This window comes from Roseburia sp. OF03-24, assembly GCF_003463035.1.
GTDB classification, from domain to species: Bacteria; Bacillota; Clostridia; order Lachnospirales; family Lachnospiraceae; genus Roseburia; species Roseburia rectibacter.
Genome location: NZ_QSCK01000011.1, coordinates 26,841 through 49,011, shown reverse-complemented (window position 1 = coordinate 49,011; position 22,171 = coordinate 26,841). Strand labels below are relative to the sequence as shown.

General features: G+C 47.6%; 19 protein-coding genes. 15 read left to right on the top strand and 4 right to left on the bottom strand.

All coding sequences use genetic code 11. The features are described from left to right. The first annotated feature begins 1 nt into the window (after position 1). From DXA60_RS07190 to DXA60_RS07175, 4 genes are all read left to right on the top strand, one after another. Complete coding sequence (locus DXA60_RS07190) at positions 2-217, top strand: transposon-transfer assisting family protein (RefSeq protein ID WP_007045780.1); 216 nt, start codon at positions 2-4, stop codon at positions 215-217. Positions 218-365: 148 nt separating this feature from the next. Further along, positions 366-1,004, top strand: a complete 639-nt coding sequence (locus tag DXA60_RS07185) for an alpha/beta fold hydrolase (RefSeq protein ID WP_007045781.1) — start codon at positions 366-368, stop codon at positions 1,002-1,004. Between the two features lie 28 nt (positions 1,005-1,032). Then, positions 1,033-1,635: an alpha/beta fold hydrolase gene (locus DXA60_RS07180; RefSeq protein ID WP_117920640.1), complete on the top strand. Its 603-nt coding sequence runs from the start codon at positions 1,033-1,035 to the stop codon at positions 1,633-1,635. Between the two features lie 88 nt (positions 1,636-1,723). Further along, a complete protein-coding gene (locus DXA60_RS07175; RefSeq protein WP_084759067.1) occupies positions 1,724-2,197 on the top strand; it encodes a GNAT family N-acetyltransferase in 474 nt (157 codons plus the stop codon). 141 nt (positions 2,198-2,338) lie between these two features. Here DXA60_RS07175 and DXA60_RS19195 read toward each other — a convergent pair whose 3' ends face one another. Then, positions 2,339-3,106 carry a hypothetical protein gene (locus tag DXA60_RS19195; RefSeq protein ID WP_243006805.1) on the bottom strand — a complete coding sequence of 256 codons (768 nt, stop codon included), beginning with the start codon at positions 3,104-3,106 and terminating at the stop codon, positions 2,339-2,341. Here DXA60_RS19195 and DXA60_RS19190 point away from each other — a divergent pair. From DXA60_RS19190 to DXA60_RS07145, 6 genes are all read left to right on the top strand, one after another. Then, complete coding sequence (locus DXA60_RS19190; protein WP_442969713.1) at positions 3,105-3,449, top strand: TnpV protein; 345 nt, start codon at positions 3,105-3,107, stop codon at positions 3,447-3,449. The genes DXA60_RS19195 and DXA60_RS19190 overlap by 2 nt on opposite strands. 1,496 nt (positions 3,450-4,945) lie before the next feature. Further along, entirely contained in the window at positions 4,946-11,104 is a 6,159-nt protein-coding gene (locus DXA60_RS07170) for an SNF2-related protein (RefSeq protein WP_442969712.1), read from the top strand. Position 11,105: 1 nt separating this feature from the next. Then, positions 11,106-11,924 (top strand): DUF3849 domain-containing protein, encoded by an 819-nt coding sequence (locus DXA60_RS07165; RefSeq protein WP_117920638.1) that lies wholly within the window; start codon positions 11,106-11,108, stop codon positions 11,922-11,924. Then, positions 11,921-12,265, top strand: a complete 345-nt coding sequence (locus DXA60_RS07160; RefSeq protein ID WP_442969711.1) for a plasmid mobilization protein — start codon at positions 11,921-11,923, stop codon at positions 12,263-12,265. The genes DXA60_RS07165 and DXA60_RS07160 overlap by 4 nt, the downstream gene beginning before the upstream one ends. Before the next feature lie 151 nt (positions 12,266-12,416). Then, complete coding sequence (locus DXA60_RS07150) at positions 12,417-12,719, top strand: hypothetical protein (RefSeq protein WP_117920637.1); 303 nt, start codon at positions 12,417-12,419, stop codon at positions 12,717-12,719. Beyond that, entirely contained in the window at positions 12,716-13,015 is a 300-nt protein-coding gene (locus DXA60_RS07145) for a CD1845 family protein (RefSeq protein ID WP_117920636.1), read from the top strand. Before DXA60_RS07150 ends, DXA60_RS07145 begins: the two co-directional genes overlap by 4 nt. Before the next feature lie 73 nt (positions 13,016-13,088). Here DXA60_RS07145 and DXA60_RS07140 read toward each other — a convergent pair whose 3' ends face one another. Continuing rightward, complete coding sequence (locus tag DXA60_RS07140; RefSeq protein WP_117920635.1) at positions 13,089-14,507, bottom strand: ATP-binding protein; 1,419 nt, start codon at positions 14,505-14,507, stop codon at positions 13,089-13,091. A gap of 125 nt (positions 14,508-14,632) precedes the next feature. Between DXA60_RS07140 and DXA60_RS07130 the strand changes: the two genes are divergently transcribed. Further along, a complete protein-coding gene (locus DXA60_RS07130) occupies positions 14,633-16,045 on the top strand; it encodes a relaxase/mobilization nuclease domain-containing protein (protein ID WP_117920633.1) in 1,413 nt (470 codons plus the stop codon). A gap of 222 nt (positions 16,046-16,267) precedes the next feature. On the opposite strand, the gene DXA60_RS07120 is transcribed toward DXA60_RS07130, so the two are convergent. Then, positions 16,268-16,624 (bottom strand): helix-turn-helix domain-containing protein, encoded by a 357-nt coding sequence (locus DXA60_RS07120; RefSeq protein WP_117920631.1) that lies wholly within the window; start codon positions 16,622-16,624, stop codon positions 16,268-16,270. Between the two features lie 259 nt (positions 16,625-16,883). Here DXA60_RS07120 and DXA60_RS07115 point away from each other — a divergent pair, with 259 nt between their 5' ends. Both DXA60_RS07115 and DXA60_RS07110 read left to right on the top strand, forming a co-directional pair. After that, the gene (locus DXA60_RS07115) at positions 16,884-17,738 is read left to right on the top strand and encodes a GNAT family N-acetyltransferase (RefSeq protein WP_117552926.1); all 855 of its coding nucleotides are present in this window, start codon (positions 16,884-16,886) and stop codon (positions 17,736-17,738) included. Then, on the top strand, positions 17,731-18,942 hold the full coding sequence (locus DXA60_RS07110) for an MFS transporter (protein ID WP_117639753.1): 1,212 nt from the start codon (positions 17,731-17,733) through the stop codon (positions 18,940-18,942). Before DXA60_RS07115 ends, DXA60_RS07110 begins: the two co-directional genes overlap by 8 nt. A gap of 221 nt (positions 18,943-19,163) precedes the next feature. Here the strand turns inward: DXA60_RS07110 and DXA60_RS18980 are convergent, their stop codons facing one another. Next, on the bottom strand, positions 19,164-19,358 hold the full coding sequence (locus tag DXA60_RS18980; RefSeq protein ID WP_117920630.1) for a hypothetical protein: 195 nt from the start codon (positions 19,356-19,358) through the stop codon (positions 19,164-19,166). 36 nt (positions 19,359-19,394) lie between these two features. Here DXA60_RS18980 and DXA60_RS07100 point away from each other — a divergent pair, with 36 nt between their 5' ends. Continuing rightward, positions 19,395-19,808 carry a sigma-70 family RNA polymerase sigma factor gene (locus DXA60_RS07100; RefSeq protein ID WP_025580923.1) on the top strand — a complete coding sequence of 138 codons (414 nt, stop codon included), beginning with the start codon at positions 19,395-19,397 and terminating at the stop codon, positions 19,806-19,808. An 830-nt stretch (positions 19,809-20,638) separates the two neighbouring features. Continuing rightward, positions 20,639-22,168, top strand: a complete 1,530-nt coding sequence (locus tag DXA60_RS07090; RefSeq protein WP_005342725.1) for an ABC-F family ATP-binding cassette domain-containing protein — start codon at positions 20,639-20,641, stop codon at positions 22,166-22,168. The last annotated feature ends 3 nt before the right edge of the window (positions 22,169-22,171 follow it).

Below are 22,171 nucleotides of genomic sequence, written 5' to 3'. Positions count from 1 at the left end.
TATGGGAAACTTTACTTTTGAGGAAATGAACCTGATGTGCATTTACAATACCGGCAGCCGCACCGGGCTGATCGACAGCCTGCGTGAAATGCACGGCGAGCTTTCGCCGGAGGAAACGGAACTGAGGGAGCTGACCGACAGTGCCCTTACGAAGCTCTGTGCGATGACCGATGAGGACTTCTCTCAGCTGGAGCTGTACCCGGATTTTGACCAGTAAATTTATCGTGTCAGGATGACATAGTGAGAGAAACTGTCCGATGGAAAGGCGGTTTCTTTTGTTTTTTACAAAAGCCCACTATACTTTTAAGGTTGAGGAAATTATAATGAATGATGGATAAACATAGAAATTATGGAGGATTACTATCGTGGATAAAGCAGTTATTTATATACATGGAAAAGGAGGAGATGCTGAAGAAGCTCTCCATTACAAGTCGCTCTTTAGTGATTGTGATGTAATTGGTCTTGACTATACTGCACAGTTTCCATGGGAAGCAAAAGAAGAATTTCCATTACTTTTTAATTCGATTTATAGAAACTACAAGACTGTTGAAATAATCGCCAATAGCATTGGAGCGTATTTTGCTATCAATGCCTTATCAAATCAGCAAATAGAGAAAGCATATTTTATTTCGCCCATTGTAGATATGGAAAGGCTTATTGCTGATATGATGATTTGGGCAAATGTTACAGAAGATGAACTCAAAGAGAAAAAAGAAATTCAGACAACCTTTGGAGAGACCCTTTCATGGGATTATCTTTGCTATGTAAGAGAAAATCCTATTATATGGAAAATCCCAACGCACATTTTGTATGGTGAAAAAGATAATCTTACCGCTTATGGAACGATATTTGAATTTGCCCAAAGAACCCATTCAACACTTTCTGTCATGAGAAATGGAGAACACTGGTTTCATACAGAAGAACAGATGAAGTTTTTGGACGAATGGATTGTTGAAAATTCTAAACACAATGACAGGTTTTCAAGAGCAACTTGTGTGCGTTGATGAATATCTTGAACTTAGGAGGTGTTTAATGAAAACGGTTCTTTTACATGGGTTGGGACAAACTGCACAGGATTGGAAAGAAGTAGTCCAACAACTATCAATTTCCGATGTCGATTGCCCAGAACTTTTTTCTTCAACAGAAGATGAAATATCATATTCGCAGATTTTAGGCGATTTAGAACAGCGGTATTCTGAAGAAAAAGAGCCGCTTCGTATCTGTGGTCTTTCGTTAGGTGCGCTTCTTGCGATTGATTTTGCTATTCAGCATGAAGAAAAAGTGGCTTCGCTGGTTTTGATTGGCGCACAATATAAAGTTCCAAGCTTACTGATAGATTTTCAAAATCTTATCTTCCGTTGTATGCCAAACAAGGTTTTTGAAAGTATGGGACTATCAAAAAGCAGCACCATAAAATTGGCTCACTCTATGCGATCATTGGATTTTACTGCGCAATTAAATAATATTTGTTGTCCAGTGACAATTTTGTGTGGCAAAAAGGATACTGCCAATCTAAAGGCTTCTAAAAGGCTAAAAGAATTGCTACCCCAAGCTACTTTGCACATCGTTCCAAATGCAGGACATGAACTCAATAAATATGCACCAAACACGATTGCAGAGATATTAAACAACTAAACACTCAAAACCTTACTCCTAAACTGGGGTTGTATCCAGATGTTGACCAGTAAATTTATTGAACCAAGATGAGGTGGTGAGAGAAGTTATGCAATATATGATACGAGAAATGAAAAGCCAAGAATACAGATTGTTAAGCGATTTTTTATACGAAGCGATTTATATTCCGGAAGGTGTTGAAGCACCACCTAGATCAGTCATAGACTTTCCAGAATTACAAGAATATATCATTGAGTTTGGGAATCGAAAACACGATAAAGCCTTAGTTGCAGAAATTCAAGGAGATATAGTAGGAGCTATTTGGGTAAGAATTATGAATGATTATGGACACATTGATAATGATACACCATCTCTTGCTATGTCTGTCTGCCCTCGATATAGAGGATTAGGCATTGGAACTTCATTATTGAAACAACTATTACAAGTAGAAAGATTGGCTGGATATTCAAAAATATCCCTGTCCGTTCAGAAAAGTAATTATGCAGTGAAAATGTATGAGAAAGTGGGATTTACTGTTGTTGACGAAAATGATGAGGAGTATATTATGATTGTAAATCTATAAAAAATACAGTTTGCATAACAAATAACCTAACCCCAATTTAATATTCACAGTTTTACCCAGCAGGAAATTATTTAGGTTTCCTGCTTTTCTTTTATCCAAAAACCGAAAGGAGGACAGAACACTATGCCAACCAAAGCTGAACTATATGCGCAGATGGCGGACAAGGTGGCAACACAGCTCACGGGGAGCTGGCAGGAATGGGCAGGGTTTCTCACTACTGCTTCCCGCCTTTACAAGTACCCGTTCCATGAGCAGCTGATGATCTATGCCCAGCGACCGGACGCCACCGCCTGTGCGGAGTACGATTTGTGGAATGAAAAGATGGGCCGTTATGTAAGGCGCGGTTCCAAGGGAATCGCTCTGGTGGATGATTCCGGGGACAGACCTCGCCTGCGTTATGTCTTTGACATTTCCGACACCGGAACCCGTGAACATTCCCGCACTCCCTGGCTGTGGCAGTTGGAGGAGCGCCATCTGGATTCCGTGCAGGCCATGCTGGAGCGCACCTATGATGTTTCCGGTGATGACCTTGCCGGACAGCTCACGGAGGTAGCCGGAAAACTGGCCGAGGAATACTGGACGGAGCATCAGCAGGACTTCTTCTATATCGTTGACGGTTCCTTTTTGGAGGAATATGATGAGTATAACATCGGAGTGCAGTTCAAGGCAGCCGCCACCGTCAGCATCACTTACGCTTTGATGTCCCGCTGCGGACTGGAGCCGGAACGCTACTTCGACCACGAAGATTTCATGGCAATCTTTGATTTCAATACCCCGTCCACCATCGGGGCGCTGGGAACAGCGGTCAGCCAGATCAACCAGCAGGTGCTGCGGCAGATCGGCGTTACCGTCCGAAATGCAGAGCGCGAAGCCAACCAAGAAAGGAGCAAGCAAGATGAACAATCCCATGACCTACATCCAGAACGGAGACTATCTGATTCCCAACCTGAAGCTGAGCCAGCAGCGGTCGAAACCCCTGGGCAAGTACGGAAGGATGAGGAAAACCTATCTGAAGGAGCACCGTCCCATCCTCTACAACCAGATGTTGCTGAGCGAGAAGCTGTACCCGCACCTCATCGAGATCGACGAGACCGCCCAGAGCAGACTGGAACAGATGATGCCCCAGCTGGCGAAGGAAGCGGGAGCCACCGAGGAACTGAAAGCCAGCGATCCCATGAAGTGGGTGGGCCTGATGAACACCTGCAAAGCCCAGGCAGAGGAGATCCTGATGGCGGAGCTTATCAACAGCTGACCCTAAACCTGTTCCTCTCCGAAGCGGAGCAGATCCAATCCATAGATGAAGCAGAGAATGTAGCGCATACATCCTCTGCTTTTTCTTTTGCCCAAAATGATATTGACCATGTGCTGCGTTTGGGAGGCAATACAGATCGTCAGAGGGAGCGTGTGGTTGCAGCATTTGAAAAGCAGAAAACCACCGCTGAGATTGCCGAGATACTGAAAACGCTGTACCACGGCGGCAACGGCCTTGGCAGCGTGAGCGTATGGTATGCCGAGGATGGCATCCATCTTTCCCACGGGAAGTCTGTCCGTTATGACAAGTCTGCCCAGGTCATTTCCTGGGAGAGCGCCGCAGAGCGTATCGGGGAGCTTTTGGAGAGCGGCCAGTTTACCTCCAATGTGGAGCTTGCAGAAGCGGCAGGCTATGAACGCTCCCTCCTTGCCACAAAGTTCTGGAACCTATATCACGATCTCAGTGAGTACGCCAGAGAAGCCGGATATTTGTCTTGCCTGTCAGAGATCAAAGGCAATGGGTTCCCGGAGGAGACCCGCCGCCTGACGGAGCAGCTGAGTGACCCTGCTTTCCGCCAGACCCTCAAGGAAGAATACGCTGCTTTCTGGACTGCCTATCAGCAGGACCGTGACCTTTTACGTTTTCACTATCATAAACCAAGGGAGATATGGGAGAACCTGAAGGATCTTGACCTACCACGCAGGACCTTTTCTTCTGACCTTTCCCAAGTGCCAACTGTTCAGCACTTCATTACCGAGGATGAGATTGACGCCGCCATGACCGGCGGCAGCAGTTTTGCCGGAGGAAAAGGCCGTATCTATGCGTTCTTCATGGAAAACCATACGGATAAGGAGAAAGTAAGATTCCTCAAAGATGAGTATGGTATTGGCGGACGCTCTCATGCCCTGTCCGGCGCAACACACAGCGGCGAAGATCACGATGGGAAAGGACTGCACTATAAAAAGCAGGACTGCCCGGATGTTCACTTGAACTGGGAAAAGGTTGCCAAGCGCATTACCTCACTTGTCCAGAAAGACCGCTATCTTACCGAACAGGAACAGGCGCAGTATGACAAAATCCAGTCTGAACAGGAACTGGCCGAAGAAGATGCCATTCAAGCCCAGCAGCCGGAGATGGAAGAAGAAGCGCCAAAGCCTATCCTTCGGGAGCAGTTTGAGCAGTATAAGCCTGTGGTGACTGCCGCTATTTCCGAGGATGCCGCATACCGCAATGCCTGCGGGCATTCTGACCGTGAAAATGCTGTCATCGAGGGCAATGCCGCTGTGCGCCGTGCGGTTCTTGGTTCTAAGGATATGGAGCTGATCCGACTCTATTCGGATGTGCCGGAGTTCCGTCAGCGTTTACACCGGGAAGTGATCGACGAAACCTATCCAAAGCTCCATGAGCGTCTGCGCCCTCTTTCTCAGGAGGATATTGACAAAGCTCTCTGTGTTTGGAACGGCAATATCGAGAGTAAACACGCTGTCGTCCGCTATATGAAAGACCATGCAAGAGAGAAGGATACCGCTGCATGGCTGGCTCAGGAATACGGTGGCGGCAACAGCCCGTTCGTTGTCCGTGCCGGAAGCCCGGAGGAAACACAGCTGCCCTGGCCGAAGGTACAGCGCAGGCTTGCCCAGCTTATTCAGGAGGACCGGTTCTATACCGAAGAAGAACAGGATCGTTTTGACAATATCGACCCAATCGCCATCCGGGAAGCTCTGGAGGAAAGAGGGATCGTCAACGGACAGGTGGCAGACCCGGAAAAACTGGACAATGACCCGTTTATCCAACAGGTGATGTCGGATGCCGAGCAGATTGCAGCTGCCGAGACAGAACAGACTTCCGAAGTTTCCATTTCCGATGAGGAATATGATGCAGTTCGCCGCCCAATTCCGCAAAGAACCTCCTATGACCCTGCTGCCCCGGTCTATGCCGTGGGCGATACCGTGTATATCGAGGATGACGCCTATCAGATCACCGAGCTGCGGGAGGACACCGTACAGCTTCTGCCCACCGGCATGGTATATCCCATCTATCGGGCAGAGCGCAAAGAACAGTTCGAGCAGCTGCTTCGGGCAGACCGCCGCAATGCTTACTATACCGGGTTTCTTCCCATTGACCCGGACAAGGCAGATCAAGACTTGCGGGATGTATTGGCCCATGGACTCATGGATGAAGCGGATAAACAGCAGCTTTCCACGCTGCTGCAATCCGGCAGGAGCAACAGTGAGATCGCCTACTGGCTGAGTAGAGCTTATCCTCATGAGATTGAGACGCTGGATTTGGAGAACGGCGATATTGCCGATTACCGTACCACGACACAAGGCATGGAGCTGGAAGTCCTGGACGCAGAGGAAAAGCGTCTGGCTGTGCTGTATTTCCGCTGGGATGAGGTTGCGCCTTTGCTGCGCGGGATGTATGCCCGTCAGCTGGATGGCTTTGGACAAGAACAGCCCCAACCGTCTGCCGAATCCCCAGCCTTTCATTCCGAGACCGTGGCCGTCTATCCGGGCGATAAGAACCATCTACCTTATGATGTGGTGGTGGAACGGTTGCATATTGAGGAGCCGGAGCCGCCAGCCCCTGTAACAGAGCCGGAGAAAACCTTTGAGGAAGTGTTGGATGAACACCCGGTTTCCATTCAGGTCAACGGCCAGTGGCAGACCTTCCCCAATGCCAAAGCTGCCGAGGAAGCCTCCTATGAGGAATACAAGGCTAACCTGCGCCGCAATGCACAGAACTTCCGCATTACCGATGAGCATTTGGGCGAAGGCGGTCCAAAAGCCAAGTTCCAGGCAAATGTTAATGCCATTCGTTTGCTGAAAGAGCTGGAATCTGCCGGACAGCAGGCAAGCCCCGAACAACAGGAGATTCTTTCCCGTTATGTGGGCTGGGGCGGTATTCCTGATGCTTTTGACCCAGAGAAACCGGCATGGGCTTCCGAGTATACCCAGCTGAAAGAGCTGCTGACCCCGGAGGAATATGCCGCCGCCAGAAGCTCCACCCTCAACGCTCATTACACCAGCCCTATGGTCATCAAAGCGATTTATGATGCTGTGGGCCGTATGGGATTTGAGACCGGAAATATTCTGGAGCCATCTATGGGTGTGGGCAACTTCTTCGGTATGCTGCCGGAGGAAATGCGAAACAGCCGTCTATATGGTGTGGAGCTTGACCCGGTTTCCGGGCGTATCGCAAAGCAGCTCTATCCCAAGGAGGACATCACAGTAGGCGGCTTTGAGACCACTGACAGGCGGGACTTCTTTGACCTTGCCATCGGCAATGTGCCTTTTGGTCAGTATCAGGTCAATGACAAAGCCTACAACAAGCTGAATTTCAACATTCATAATTACTTTTTCGCCAAAGCATTGGATCAGGTGCGTCCCGGCGGTGTGGTAGCTTTTGTGACCTCCCGCTATACCATGGATGCCAAGGATTCCACCGTGCGCCGCTATCTTGCCCAGCGTGCCGAGCTGCTGGGAGCGATCCGTCTGCCTAATGACGCGTTCAAAAAGAATGCCGGTGCCGAGGTTGTATCGGACATCATCTTTCTCCAAAAGCGGGACCGTCCGCTGGACATTGCACCAGAGTGGACGCAGACCGGACAAACGGAGGATGGGTTTGCCATCAACCGGTATTTTATCGACCACCCGGAAATGGTGCTGGGCAGACAGGAGCCGGTAAGCACTGCTCATGGTATGGATTACACCGTGAACCCTATCGAGGGACTGGAGCTTTCCGACCAGCTGCATGATGCTGTGAAGTACATTCATGGCACTTATCAGGAGGCAGAGCTGCCGGAGCTGGGCGAAGGCGAAGCCATTGACACCTCCATTCCTGCCGACCCAAATGTGAAGAACTATTCCTATGCCATTGTAGACGGGCAGGTGTACTATCGGGAAAACAGCCGCATGGTGCGCCCTGACCTCAACGCCACCGCCGAAGCCCGTGTGAAAGGTCTTGTGGGACTGCGTGATTGTGTGCAGGAACTGATCGACCTTCAGATGGATGCAGCGGTTCCAGACAGCACCATTACCCAAAAGCAGGCGGAACTGAACAGCCTCTATGACAGCTTTTCTGCAAAATATGGCCTTATCAATGACCGTGCAAACCGCCTGGCCTATGCAGATGATTCTTCCTATTACCTGCTCTGTGCGCTGGAAGTCATCGACGAGGACGGGAAACTGGAACGTAAGGCGGATATGTTCACCAAACGAACCATCAAGCCCCATCAGGCAGTGGCTACTGTGGATACGGCAAGCGAAGCACTGGCGGTGTCCATCTCGGAAAAAGCCTGCGTAGATATGAGCTATATGAGTCGGCTTACCGGAAAAACAAAAGAAGCACTGGCCGGAGAACTGCAAGGCGTGATCTTCCGTGTGCCGGGACAGCTGGAACAGGACGGCACACCCCATTATGTGACTGCTGATGAATACCTTTCCGGCAATGTACGCCGCAAACTGCGTCAGGCGCAGCGGGCGGCACAGCAGGACCCTTCTTTTGCAGTCAATGTGGAAGCTCTTACCGCCGCCCAGCCCAAAGACCTGGATGCGTCGGAAATTGAGGTGCGTCTGGGCGCTACCTGGATTGACAAGGAGTACATCCAGCAGTTTATGTACGAGACCTTCAACACCCCGTTTTATCTCCAGCGCAGCATTGAGGTCAACTATTCCTCCTTTACTGCTGAATGGCAGATCAAGGGGAAATCTTCTGTATCCTACAACGATGTGGCAGCTTATACCACCTACGGAACCAGCCGCGCCAACGCCTACAAGATTCTGGAGGATTCCTTAAACCTGCGGGATGTCCGTATCTATGACACCATAGAGGACGCAGACGGAAAAGAGCGCCGCGTGCTGAATGCCAAGGAGACCACCCTGGCGGCTCAAAAACAGCAGGCGATCCGGGAAGCCTTTAGGGACTGGATCTGGAGAGACCCGGAGCGCCGCCAGACTTTGGTGAGCCAGTACAACGAGGAAATGAACTCTACCCGCCCCCGTGAATATGATGGCAGCCACATCACTTTTGGAGGCATGAACCCGGCCATTACCCTGCGGGAACACCAGAAAAGCGCCATTGCCCATGTGCTGTATGGAGGAAATACCTTATTGGCACATGAAGTAGGCGCAGGCAAAACTTTTGAGATGGTAGCTGCTTCAATGGAAGCCAAACGCCTGGGACTGTGCCAGAAATCTCTCTTTGTGGTTCCAAACCATCTGACCGAGCAGTGGGCGTCGGAGTTTCTGCGTCTCTATCCCTCCGCCAATATCTTAGTCACCACAAAAAAGGACTTTGAGACCCATAACCGAAAGAAGTTCTGCGCTCGTATTGCGACGGGTGATTATGATGCCATTATCATGGGACACAGCCAGTTTGAGCGTATCCCCATCAGCCGGGAGCGTCAGGAACGGCTTCTCTATGAGCAGATCGACGAGATCACGGAAGGGATTGCCGAGGTACAGGCCAGCGGCGGCGAGCGTTTTACCGTCAAGCAGCTGGAGCGTACCAGAAAGTCTCTGGAAGCCAGACTGGAAAAGCTGCAAGCCGAGGGGCGAAAAGATGATGTGGTAACTTTTGAGCAGCTGGGTGTGGACCGGCTGTTTGTGGACGAGGCCCACAACTACAAGAACCTGTTTTTATACACAAAAATGCGGAATGTGGCTGGTCTTTCCACATCGGACGCGCAGAAATCCTCCGATATGTTTGCCAAGTGCCGCTATATGGATGAGATTACCGGAAACCGTGGCGTGATCTTTGCCACCGGCACACCGGTCAGCAACTCCATGACCGAGCTTTACACCATGCAGCGTTATCTTCAGTATGAACGCCTGCAAGAACTGAACATGACCCACTTCGACTGCTGGGCTTCCCGATTTGGGGAGACCGTCACAGCATTGGAGCTGGCACCGGAAGGCACCGGCTACCGGGCAAGAACGAGATTCAGCAAGTTCTTTAATCTGCCGGAGCTGATGAACCTGTTCAAAGAAGTGGCCGACATCAAGACTGCCGATCAGTTAAATCTCCCTACCCCGGAAGTGGAGTACCACAACATCGTGGCGCAGCCTACCGAACATCAGCAGGAAATGGTCAAAGCTCTTTCGGAGCGTGCATCGCTGGTACACAGCGGAACTGTTGACCCGTCCCAGGATAACATGCTCAAGATTACCTCGGATGGCCGCAAGCTGGGGCTTGACCAGAGGATCGTCAACCAGATGCTGCCGGACGAACCTGGCACAAAGGTCAATCAGTGTGTGGACAACATCATGCAGATCTGGCGAGACGGCAAAGCTGACAAGCTGACCCAGCTGGTGTTCTGCGACATTTCTACACCACAGGCCAAAGCTCCTGCAAGCAAGGCGGCGAAAACGCTGGATAATCCACTGCTTCACGCATTGGAAGGCGCTGTGCCTCTGCCGGAACAGGAACCGACTTTTACGGTATATGACGATATTCGTCAGAAACTCATTGCCCAGGGGATGCCTGCCGACCAGATCGCTTTTATCCATGAAGCCAATACCGAAGTGCGGAAAAAGGAGTTGTTCTCTAAGGTCCGTACCGGTCAGGTGCGCGTTCTTTTGGGCAGCACCGCCAAGATGGGCGCTGGCACCAATGTGCAGGACCGTCTGGTGGCACTTCATGATCTGGATTGCCCGTGGAGACCGGGAGACCTTGCCCAGAGAAAGGGGCGTATCGAGCGCCAGGGCAACCAGAATCCCCTTGTTCATGTGTACCGCTATGTGACCGAAGGAACCTTTGACGCATACCTCTGGCAGACGGTGGAGAATAAGCAGAAATTCATTTCCCAGATCATGACTTCTAAATCGCCGGTGCGCTCCTGCGATGATGTGGATGAAACGGCGCTTTCCTTTGCCGAGATCAAGGCTCTGTGTGCCGGAGATCCCCGCATCAAGGAGCGTATGGATTTGGATGTGGAGGTATCCCGCCTGAAGCTGATGAAAGCTGACCACCAGAGCAAGCAGTACCGTCTGGAGGACCAGCTGCTCAAATACTTCCCAGAGGAGATTGAAAAGCACAAGGGTTTTATCAAGGGCTTTGAATCTGACCTGGAGGTTTTGGCAGCTCACCCGCACCCGGAGGACGGCTTTGCCGGTATGGAGATTCGTGGAGACCTGCTGACCGATAAGGAGAACGCCGGTGCAGCCCTTTTGGATGCCTGCAAGGAGGTTAAAACCTCCGATCCGGTGCAGATCGGCAACTACCGGGGTTATGCCATGTCCGTGGAATTTTCCGCTTGGAAACAGGAGTATACGCTCCTGCTGAAAGGACAGATGACCCACCGGGCAACCCTTGGTACAGACCCTCGCGGAAATCTTACCCGTATCGACAATGCCCTTGCTCAGATGCCCCAGCGTCTGGAGTCGGCAAAGGCACAGCTGGATAACCTTTGTCAGCAGCAAGCTGCGGCAAAGGAGGAAGTCGGAAAGCCATTCCTTTATGAAGAAGAACTGAGAAGCAAAAATGCCCGTCTGGTGGAGTTGGATACCCTGCTCAACATCGACGGAAAGGGGCAGGCACACACCGAGTCTGTTGTTGCCAAAAGCACACGGACTTCGGTGCTGGATAACCTAAAACGCCCGGCGCAACCCCGCAGTACAGACAAGAAACCAAAACAGCATGAGGAGGTGCGATAACATGAATACTAACGATCTGAATACAGCCCTTTATGAAAAGATGGCTGCCGAACAGGAAAAATACAGGGACTGGTTGAAAAGCCAGCCCCCGGAAGAAGTCTTAAACCATGCCTATGAGTACACCATCCGCGAGGACATTGTGATGGCGATGGAGGAGCTGGAGCTGACCGACGCCCAGGCCAAGGCACTTTTGGAATCTCCCTCTCCATTGGCGGATGTGTACCGCTATTTTGAAAAGCTGGAGACCGGCTATATGGATGTGATCCGGGACAGTATTGAGAACCGTGCCGACGATGTGTGCAGAGCTAAAGAGGAACTGCGAACAACACCGATCTATCCCCATTCAGCTGCCTATGCGAGAGAACATGGGGAGCTGGAGCAGTACCGAGCTTCCAACAATGTAAATCGCCAATGCAAAGAGTCTATTGAAGCGGCGGTGCGGGAGCACTTCGACGGAATGTATCTCAGCCACGATGCGGCAAAGGGTGTGATCGAGACCTATGGCATGGAGCGTGTGTCCATGGTTCTGTCTAACACGGTCCAGCTTCAGGACTGGGATGGGCGTTACTCCCGACGCAACAAAGAATGGGCCAAGACCATTCCCAACGATAATCCAGAAACCGTCCGTTGTGGTTATGCCTTAAACAGCCACCCTGCTGTGCTGGATGGTTTTATTGATCTGGTGCGTGAAGAACAGCAGCGCAGCCGTACCCAGAGAGAAAAACTGGAACCGTCCCGTCCCTCAGTACGGGATAAGCTCAAACAGGAGCTGCCCGCCCATAAGTCTGCCGCCCCGAAAAAACGGGAGCCGGAGCGATAACCCTGGCAAAGCGCAAGCGGGATGTGCCGGTTTTGTTTTGGGTGTCCGCAGAAGAACTGGAACTGATCCATCAAAAGATGCAGCAATACGGGACAGAGAATTTGAGCGCTTATCTGCGGAAAATGGCGCTGGATGGTTATGTGGTCAAGCTGGAACTGCCAGAGATGAAGGAGTTGGTCTCCCTGATGCGCCGAAGCAGCAACAACTTGAACCAGCTGACCCGCAAAGTGCATGAGACCGGGCGGGTTTATAATGCTGACTTGGAGGATATATCCCAGCGGCAGGAACAACTGTGGGAGGGTGTGAAGGAAATCCTTACCCAACTCTCCAAACTTTCATAACAGGGATAGATACTCCATTTGCGGAGGGAGGAACGGCGTTTCTTCGCCGCACCTTCCTCCGCTTTTTCTTTTTGTCTGTATCCTTGTCTTTTGCCTGTCTGTACCGGATAATATGAGTAGAATAAGAAGCGTAGCAAAGGAGTGAAAACAGATGCTGACCTTTGAAAAGGTGCTGGAGATTTTTGCGGATTACCTAACCGCAGACGAGACCATAGAAGTTTATATCAGCCGCCATGGATGTGTAAGAGTTGAATTTGACCAAGATTTTCACTATTGCTCTGGCGAGGTGTGCCATACTCCCAAGGAACTGTTCGACCTCTTAGCCGATGATTACCGGACTTATCTGGAGATTGAACTGACCAAAGGAAAACGGGAAGTGACGGAAGATGATGAGAGAGAAGCGGATGCCCTATGCAAACAGTATCTGGAGCGTTGGAAGGAGGAACAGGAATGAAGATTTTGAAATGTCTGCTGATGATCGTAACTGCACCGGTCGTTTTGGTGTTGACGCTTTTTGTCTGGCTCTGCACGGGGCTGATCTACATATCCGGTCTGGTGCTTGGTCTACTAAGCACGATAATTGCTCTGCTTGGTGTGGCTGTGCTGATTACCTATTCCCCGCAGAATGGTGTGATTTTGCTGGTTATGGCATTTTTGATTAGCCCGATGGGGCTGCCGCTGGCTGCGATCTGGCTGCTGGGCAAGGTACAGAGTTTGAAATTTGCAATCCAGGATTGGGTGTATGGGTAAATGATGTGAATATAATTTAGAATGAAAAGTAGCAGGACAATGGGAGATGAGACCCAATGCCCTGCTTCTCTGTTTATTCGGAACGAACTGTAATATATTTTTGTTTTCGACTGTTTGGCTTATCTGGAATAGTCATTTTAAGCTGGCCACTTGCCAGTAGAGGATTCAAATATTTTCTTGTAAAATAAGTGAGATTTCGATAACCAATAAACGAGCAAATTTCTTGTTTGCTTTTTTCTGTTATACAAAAATCCAAGACTGCGTGTAGGATGTCCTGTGATTTATCTTGATCACTAACTTGGTCACAATCTTGGTCACTGACTAAGTCTTTCTGACTAAGATGGTAATTCACATTTTTCAAAATAACTCTGAAATCTGTCGCTGTTGAGGAAAATTCAGGCTTATATGCCGCTGTGTATCCAGGCAGCTTTTCGGTTTCACTGACGATTTTGCGCAGGCCACTTCCACGGCGTTCCATGTACTTCATGCGGTGGAACAGGTCAGCAATCACAGGGTTTCGTCGCATGGAACGGATACTGTAAATATCATATTCTTGAATTGATCCACCGCCAAACATACCGCCCGGAGATGTGATTTCCACCCGATCATCAAACATATCAATATGGATTTCGCTGCCAAGCACAATATAATCACGATGGATAAGCGCATTGACAAGAGCCTCTGTCACAGCTCGTTCAGCATAATCCGGCTTGTCTACACGATACTGTGCCTCTTTGACAAAACGGACTTTGGAATTATTGCGAATAAATTCACTGCCGCTTTTCAGTAGATAAATCAGATTCCCTTCGTATTCTTTATCGTCCAGCGCATCATCAAAGATAGAGCCTTTTTCCAAGCCATTCCACCGGGTACAGAACATACGGGAGTTATAAACTGTGTGCTGATCGGTCATGAGCTTTCCGGCATTGGTCAAGAACCCATTTTTGTCAGCCAAACCAAAGGAGACATAATCGGAAGGCTCAAAGCGGAGACCGGTTCGTTCCAGATAGGTTGCCTCCAGGAGTGTGAAGCTGTAATCCTTTTTCACAGCTTCTGTTGTTAAGGTGTCAAAGGACTGATTGGTTCCCTTTAAGATCAGTTCATTCACAATGTAATCCGGTGCAATTACGCTTTCATTTCCAACACGGATATATGCTTCCATCACTCCGTCTGCCTTGTAATAGTATGGGGTGCTGCGGCCAGGAGAAACCTCCAGAGCCAACAGGTTTTTACCATCTTCCTGCAATGGCTTTAAGATAAACTGCGGTAATGGTGTGATACGTTCTTTGATTAAGCGGCTGATCGCTTCAGCATCCTTTTGAACATCGGACAAGCCGATAGGCTCCCGGTCATCAGAGACTCCGAAAAACAGAGTGCCGCCGATTCCATTGGAAAAGGCACTGACACTTTTTAACCAGCTTTTTGGCTTTTTTGTTTCGAGAGCAACTTTGAAATCACATTCCGTTGCTTCGGCAATGAGCTGTTCTATCATAAAATCCCTCCTTTGAGGTTGTAGAATATCTTTTATTATTATACCCAGCGGAGAAAGCTATTGCAACGATAGAAGCAAAGAGTTCAGCGAAAACAAAAATATTTATGAGAGGAGGGCCTTCTATTATGGCAACTACAAGAATCATGCCGCTTCATGTTGGCAAGGGTCGCACAGAGAGTCGGGCAATCAGTGACATCATCGACTATGTGGCAAACCCAAAGAAAACAGATAACGGCAAACTCATTACCGGTTATGCGTGTGACAGCAGAACGGTTGATGCGGAGTTTCTTTTAGCAAAGCGGCAGTATATTGTTGCTACCGGACGAGTGCGCGGAGCGGATGATGTGATTGCCTATCATGTGCGCCAGTCCTTCCGCCCCGGTGAGATTACCCCGGAAGAAGCCAACCGTCTGGGCGTAGAATTTGCAAGGCGTTTTACCAAAGGCAATCATGCCTTTGTGGTTTGCACTCACATAGACAAGTCGCACATTCATAATCACATTATCTGGTCATCGGTCAGCTTAGAATATGACCGGAAGTTCCGAAACTTTTGGGGCAGCACCAAGGCGGTTCGTCGGCTAAGTGACACCATCTGTATTGAGAATGGACTGTCCATTGTAGAGAATCCGAAACCTCACGGAAAGAGCTATAACAAATGGCTGGGCGATCAGGCAAAGCCCTCTCACCGAGAGCTGCTTCGTGTGGCGATTGACAACGCATTATCACAAAGTCCTGCTGACTTTGAAGAACTGCTGAAGCTGTTGCAAGAGTATGGTTGTGAAGTTTCAAAACGCGGAAAATCGTATCGACTGAAGCTCTCTGGTTGGGAGAAAGCCGCCCGCATGGACAGTCTGGGCGAAGGATATGGATTGGAAGATTTGCGGGCAGTTCTCTCCGGGAAGAAAGCACATACCCCGCGAAAGAAAACAGTCGCACAGGCAGAGCCGCCGAAGGTCAATCTGCTGGTGGACATTCAGGCAAAATTGCAGGCAGGAAAAGGTGCTGGCTATACGCGATGGGCTAAAGTTTTCAATCTGAAGCAAATGGCGCAGACCATGAATTACCTGTCAGAGAACGATCTGCTGGAGTATGCGGTTTTGGAAGAAAAGGCTACGGCTGCCACGGCACATCACAATGAACTTTCGGCGCAGATCAAAGCGGCTGAAAAGCGCATGGCAGAGATCGCTGTTCTGCGTACTCACATCGTAAATTATGCTAAAACCCGTGAGGTCTATGTGGCATACCGCAAGGCGGGTTACTCTAAGAAATTCAGGGAAGAACATGAGGAAGAAATTCTGCTCCACCAGGCTGCTAAGAATGCCTTTGATGAGATGGGCGTGAAGAAGCTGCCCAAGGTCAAAGACCTGCAAGCCGAGTATGCAAAGCTGCTGGAGGAAAAGAAGAAAACTTACGCCGAGTACCGGCGCTCCCGTGAAGAAATGCGGGAGCTTTTAACGGCAAAGGCCAATGTGGATCGGGTGCTGAAAATGGAGGTAGAACAGGATGTTGAAAAAGAAAAAGACCACGGCCAGCGGTAAGCTGGTTCTGGTCAAAAGCGTTCGCAGAACGCGCAGCCACAGAATGAAATTCTGTGTTCAAAGGGGCTTGGGGGCGCTGCCCTCAACAAGCAAGCGGAGAGGAAAATCACGGAGGGATTTTCTTCTCTGCGGGCCTGTGTGTATTAACACAGGCATTGCTTGCCTCTTTTCTCCGAAAATGAAAAGAACCAGTGAGAGAATCGTTAAATTTCACTCACTGGCTCAATTCGTTTCAAATTTCTCGGACAACTCTGTCAGTTCTTTCACCGTTTCCTGGGTGTGATGCAACAGGGTGTCACGCATTTCTGGCGGACAGCTGGAATAAAGCATTTTCATCTGATTGACACCCTCATCCTCCAGAGAAATATCTGGATTTATAAGCGTATCTAAAGAGATGTGTAGGACTTTTGCCAATGCTCTCAAAATCAAATAGGAAGGATTCATTTTCCCTTTTTCAATGTTGGCGATTTGCTTTACAGAAACATGGCTCAGATCAGATAGCTCCTGTTGTGTTAGCTCTTTATTCTTTCGGGCTTCTCGCATTTTTAGCCCTAAAGCAGTTAAATCATCAATCGGCATAATCATTCACCTCAAATATATTCTATCGTGCCGATTTGCACAAAGGAATAACCTTATTATGCCGGTTGATAGGAATGATTATACTGATTTTTGGTAGAACGAGAGCCAAAGACTATTTTTAATATTTGTTTTTCAAGTATAATTACAGTATAATAAATGACCCATCTGAATTTAGAGAGGATTTTCAAAATTCGCAATAATTATTAAAACAATCTTTTTTGATTTTGTTATTATGCTTGATGGAAAGGAGGGAACATAAATGGGCAATCAATCAGTCATCAGCATAGAGGCAGTCATTGACTATATCGAAAGTCATCTTGACGGAAAGCTGGAATTAGAAACGGTTGCGGAGGCTGTTCACTATTCAAAATATCACTTACACCGACTATTTACCGAAACCGTAGGAATGACAATTCATGATTATGTGCAACGCCGCCAGCTTACAGAGGCGGCAAAGCTTCTGGTCTTTTCGGATAAACCTATTATCGAAATTGCTTTTATCTGCGGATACGAGAGCCAGCAATCGTTTTCATTAGCTTTTAAGGCTATGTATAAATCGCCGCCTGCGGAGTATCGTGAAGAACGGAGCTTTTATCCTTTGCAGTTGCGGTTCATTTTACATCGAAGAACGACGGCTATGGAATTTACAATACAGGATATTCGGTTAGCAGAAAAGAAAGATATTGTCGATTGGATGAACTTAATGCGGCTTGTTATTGATGGGTATCCTGTAATGGATGAAGATGACTACTTAGCTAAGCTGGAAGAAAGTATTGACGAAAAGCGTGCGCTTGTGCTAAGGGAGGGAGATATTCTCATTGGAGCGATGGCATTTACCTATTCTCCAGGCAGTATAGAATTTCTTGGCGTACATCCGCAATATCGAAATCGCGGACTTCAAAAGTTATTCTTGGATGCCTTATTGGAAACATATCTTCCAGGGCAGGAAATCAGCACAACAACCTTTCGAGAACAGGACAAGGCCGATACAGGGCATCGAGATATGCTATTGCAACTTGGTTTTGCCGAAAAAGAATTGCTGACAGAGTTTGGCTATCCCACGCAGCGCTTTGTGCTCCCTCCTAAAAAACAGGAGGATATACAACATGGATGACACGCAACGCACCGGCTGGCAGAAAAGAATACTCCTTTTCTTAACCAGTCAATGTATCACACTCTTTGGCTCTACGCTTGTTCAAATGGCGCTCGTTTGGTATGCAACCATGCAAACATCCAGCGGCGTGTGGGTGGCTGCATTTACAGTCTGTTCCTATCTGCCGCAATTTCTCATTTCATTTATAGGCGGCGTATGGGCAGACCGATACCACAGGAAAAAATTGATTATAGGCGCAGATCTGCTGATTGCATTGGTCACTTTCGTAATGGTATTGGCAATTCCGCATATTTCATCGGAGCCTGCTTTGCTCGGCGGTTTGCTTGTTATGTCGGTCATACGATCCTTGGGGGCAGGAATACAAACTCCAGCAGTCAATGCCGTTATCCCACAGCTTGTCCCGGAAGATCAGCTTATGCGGTACAACGGCATCAATGCAACAATGCAGTCTATTGTTAATTTTGCGGCTCCAGCGGCGGCAGGTGCAGTTTTTGCAATCAGCACATTGAGAATGACGCTTATGATAGACATTGTAACGGCGATCTTGGGAACGGGCCTATTGTCCTGCTTGGCACTTCCGAAACAAAATACTTCCATTGAGAAGGCCAGCGTCTTTTCTGACATGAAAATTGGCGTCAAATACGCTTTTGCAGACAAACTAATTGGAAAGCTTTTAATCATCTACGGACTATTCACTTTCTTTTGTGTTCCAGCAGGCTATCTTGCAGGACTTCTTGTTCGGCGAGTATTCGGTGATACTTACTGGTATCTTACCGCAGTGGAAGTAGTAGGGTTCGCAGGTATGATGGCAGGCGGAGTTATTATGAGTACATGGGGAGGTTTTAAGCACCGAGGAAAAACTTTGTCAGTTGGACTTTTTGCGTTTGGCTCTTTTGCAATCGGAATGGGCTTTTCAAAGAATTTTATTTTTTACCTTGGCCTAATGGTATGTTATGGAGTCGCATTAACAATGGTGCAAACAGCAATTACCACTATGTTACAAGAAAAAACGGACACCTCTATGCAGGGGCGTGTATTTGGATTACTTGGCACGATGTATGCTGGCTTTTTACCGATTGGTATGGCTATGTTTGGCCCTTTGGCTGATATTCTTCCCTTGCAGTGGATTATGATTGGATCAGGTATAGCCCTTATTGTAATTGCAGGTATAGCTTATTATAGTCGGGAACTCAAAACAATCTAAAAGAAAAAAGTCGCCCAACGGGAATAAAAAAAACCGTTGTTTCGGCGGCTGGGTATTTATGCGCCAAAACAAAATACAGTGGCCTTACGGCGGTTTTGAAATAACATATTTCAGAGCCGCCGTTTCTTTTTCGACGATGCTCATGCGATCAGGAGGGCGGTATATAGGAGGATACCGCCATGTCAATTTTCGTCATTCATAGCACTCATGAGCTGCACCAATTAAAAAAAGTCTTGCTCCTCCTCCGGGGAGATATGACTACTTATCGGCATTATCATTCCTACTAAAGCAGAAGAATCATAGTCATTTTTGTTGCGCCAGTTTCCCATTGCGGGGAGCTGGCGCTTTTTATTGTCGATTTTTCGGGAAAGCTCCCGAAGTATGTCGTTGTCGATCCCCTCCTCCTTTCGATTCACTCGTCAATCGCCCGTGAATCGAAATGGAGGTACATAATGAAGAAAGTCAATCTTAAGGACTTATATCCCGATGTTTACAAAAACGATCACTTTGTAGAAGTAACCGAAGATGTGCTGGAGACGATCCGAGCTGCCGAGCGTGCAGAAGCTGCCTATGACCGGAGGATGTATCGCTATAAAGCGCATTACTCCTTGGACTGTGACAATGGCATTGAAAATGCGATTCTGACGAAGCCCCAGACACCGGAAATGCTTCTGGAGGAAAAGCAGCTGCGGGAGAAGCTTTATGCCGCAGTGATGGCTCTGCCGGAGAAGCAGGCCAAGCGGATCTATGCCCGATACTATCTGGGAATGACGGTAAATGAAATTGCCGAAGTAGAAGGTGTAGATCCAAGCCGTATCCGTGACAGCATCCGGCGTGGTCTGAAGCAGCTGGCAAAGTATTTTTAGGGTAGAATAACAGAGGGCGCAAGGTCTCAAAGTGCTTCTGCATAAGACCTTGCGCCCTACCTATTGTAGTAGCCTTAGAGGTGTATTTTGTAAAGCTATCTTTGAGTGAAGAAAACATCGGTGTACAAGGGGTACAAACAAGATAAAATAGAAATGAGGGGCGATAGAGCAGAAATGTCAGATTTTCCACTCTATCTGAACACGGTCGCTGGTGGCCTTGATCGTAGAGATCAAACCATCGGCGGCTTTTCTTTTGTCGTCAAAATCTATGCTGTCCCAGTTGTCGAGATAATAGGATAACTTCTTTATCTGCTGGGGAGATATGATTTCAACGCTCAATTCAGCGATTGCCTTTGAAATGGTCTGGCGTCGGGTGTCCAGTTCTTCAATTTTTTTGTTAGCGTAGGCAATGTAATATGATTTGATATTACATGATATATTATTTCATAAGATTGACAAAGAAGAATGTTTGTGCTATTCTATATAAAAATATATCTCCAAAGGGGAGCAAGATATGAACTTTCATTTAACCGATCAGCGTAAAAAGAAAATCAACTCTGTACAATCCAAACCGATGAAACATTGTGCAGAGTATAGCGTATAAATGACGCATTTCGATTTCATCGGGAAGCCATAAAGGGGATTTTATACCCATTTTGAGAAAATGGCTTTCCATGCAGTTATAATGTGTACGAGGCTATGGACAATGTTTTGTCCATAGCCTTTTGTTTTTGGCGTTGCTATGCCAAAGGCAGAAGGCGGATACACTTGTGTATCTCTGCTTTCTGCCTTTTCTTTTTTCCAAATATATTAAGAAAGGTTTTTTTAAAATGAGCTTATTAGAAATTGAAGGACTAACACATTCTTTTGGTGAAAACCTGCTTTACAAAAATGCAGGCTTCACACTCAATAAAGGAGAACATATTGGCATTGTCGGGCAGAACGGAACCGGCAAAAGCACTTTAATCAAAATCTGTACAGAGCAGATCATACCAGACAGCGGGCGCATTGTCTGGCAACCGAATACTACGATTGGCTATTTAGACCAATATGCGGAAATCGACCATACCTTAACGATGAAAGAATTTCTCAAATCCGCTTTCACAAAGTTATTTGAAATGGAGGCACAGGCGTTGCAGCTCTATGAAAAAGCTGCTGACGGTGATATGAAAAGCCTTGAACTGGCCGCCCGTTATCAGGAACAGCTTGAAGCCCATGACTTTTATTCGATAGATACCGCTATTGATCGTGTCGCCAATGGGTTAGGACTTCTTGCGATTGGCCTTGACCGTCCGATTGCTGAAATGAGTGGCGGCCAGCGAGCAAAAGTGATTTTGGCAAAGCTACTGCTTGAAAAACCAGATGTATTGCTATTAGATGAGCCGACAAATTTTCTTGATAAAGATCATGTTGCATGGCTGGCGGAATACCTATCCTCTTTGGAAAATGCTTTTTTAGTTGTTTCCCATGATTTTGACTTTTTGGATAAAATCGCAAATCGTATCTGCGATATAGATAATGACACAATAACAAAGTATTATGGCACTTATTCTGAATTTCTGCGAAAAAAGACACTGTTGCGGGAAGATTACATTCGTCAATACTCAGCGCAACAAAAGGAGATCAAAAAAACAGAGGAGTTTATTAGGAAAAATATTGCTGGACGAAAAGCAAAAATGGCGAGAGGGCGACAAAAACAGCTTGATCGAATGGACAAAATGGAGGCTTTGGAACAGAAAGAGATTATTCCTCATTTTCATTTTCCTGTTTTACCGCTGACAAATACGGAGCATCTGCTGGTCAAACATCTGGCAGTTGGTTATCACTATCCAGTTCTATCAGATATTGATTTTAGCATAAAAGGCGGGCAAAAAGTTGTTATCACTGGCTTTAATGGAATTGGGAAATCTACTTTGCTCAAGACATTAATTGGACAAATCCCGTCCATGCAAGGTCATTTCAAATTTTCCGATCAAGTTACCCTTGGATATTTTGAGCAGGACTTAATATGGGACGAACCTGAACAGACACCAATTCAAATTGTTTCCAATGTCCATCCTGATATGGTCATAAAAGATGTTCGCAAACATTTAGCCCGGTGTGGAATTTCCAGTAAGCACGCAATGCAAGCGATTGGAACATTAAGTGGAGGTGAGCAGGCGAAAGTAAAAATGTGTTTGCTAACACTGATTCCCTGCAATTTTCTAATTATGGACGAACCCACAAATCATCTGGATGTTCAGGCAAAGGAAGCATTGAAATCAGCTCTTATGGATTTTGCGGGTACTGTATTGCTCGTATCACATGAAGAAGCATTTTATCGTGAGTGGGCACAGAGAGTTATTAGTGTCGAGAAATAGAAA

Excerpts from the sequence above, each read along its gene's own strand:
- DXA60_RS07190 (WP_007045780.1), top strand. The coding sequence starts at position 2 with ATGGGAAACTTTACTTTTGAGGAAATGAACCTGATGTGCATTTACAAT.
- DXA60_RS07180 (WP_117920640.1), top strand. The coding sequence starts at position 1,033 with ATGAAAACGGTTCTTTTACATGGGTTGGGACAAACTGCACAGGATTGG.
- DXA60_RS07175 (WP_084759067.1), top strand. The coding sequence starts at position 1,724 with ATGCAATATATGATACGAGAAATGAAAAGCCAAGAATACAGATTGTTA.
- DXA60_RS19190 (WP_442969713.1), top strand. The coding sequence starts at position 3,105 with ATGACCTACATCCAGAACGGAGACTATCTGATTCCCAACCTGAAGCTG.
- DXA60_RS19195 (WP_243006805.1), bottom strand. The coding sequence starts at position 3,106 with ATGGGATTGTTCATCTTGCTTGCTCCTTTCTTGGTTGGCTTCGCGCTC.
- DXA60_RS07170 (WP_442969712.1), top strand. The coding sequence starts at position 4,946 with ATGAAAGACCATGCAAGAGAGAAGGATACCGCTGCATGGCTGGCTCAG.
- DXA60_RS07165 (WP_117920638.1), top strand. The coding sequence starts at position 11,106 with ATGAATACTAACGATCTGAATACAGCCCTTTATGAAAAGATGGCTGCC.
- DXA60_RS07150 (WP_117920637.1), top strand. The coding sequence starts at position 12,417 with ATGCTGACCTTTGAAAAGGTGCTGGAGATTTTTGCGGATTACCTAACC.
- DXA60_RS07145 (WP_117920636.1), top strand. The coding sequence starts at position 12,716 with ATGAAGATTTTGAAATGTCTGCTGATGATCGTAACTGCACCGGTCGTT.
- DXA60_RS07140 (WP_117920635.1), bottom strand. The coding sequence starts at position 14,507 with ATGATAGAACAGCTCATTGCCGAAGCAACGGAATGTGATTTCAAAGTT.
- DXA60_RS07130 (WP_117920633.1), top strand. The coding sequence starts at position 14,633 with ATGGCAACTACAAGAATCATGCCGCTTCATGTTGGCAAGGGTCGCACA.
- DXA60_RS07120 (WP_117920631.1), bottom strand. The coding sequence starts at position 16,624 with ATGCCGATTGATGATTTAACTGCTTTAGGGCTAAAAATGCGAGAAGCC.
- DXA60_RS07115 (WP_117552926.1), top strand. The coding sequence starts at position 16,884 with ATGGGCAATCAATCAGTCATCAGCATAGAGGCAGTCATTGACTATATC.
- DXA60_RS07110 (WP_117639753.1), top strand. The coding sequence starts at position 17,731 with ATGGATGACACGCAACGCACCGGCTGGCAGAAAAGAATACTCCTTTTC.
- DXA60_RS07100 (WP_025580923.1), top strand. The coding sequence starts at position 19,395 with ATGAAGAAAGTCAATCTTAAGGACTTATATCCCGATGTTTACAAAAAC.
- DXA60_RS07090 (WP_005342725.1), top strand. The coding sequence starts at position 20,639 with ATGAGCTTATTAGAAATTGAAGGACTAACACATTCTTTTGGTGAAAAC.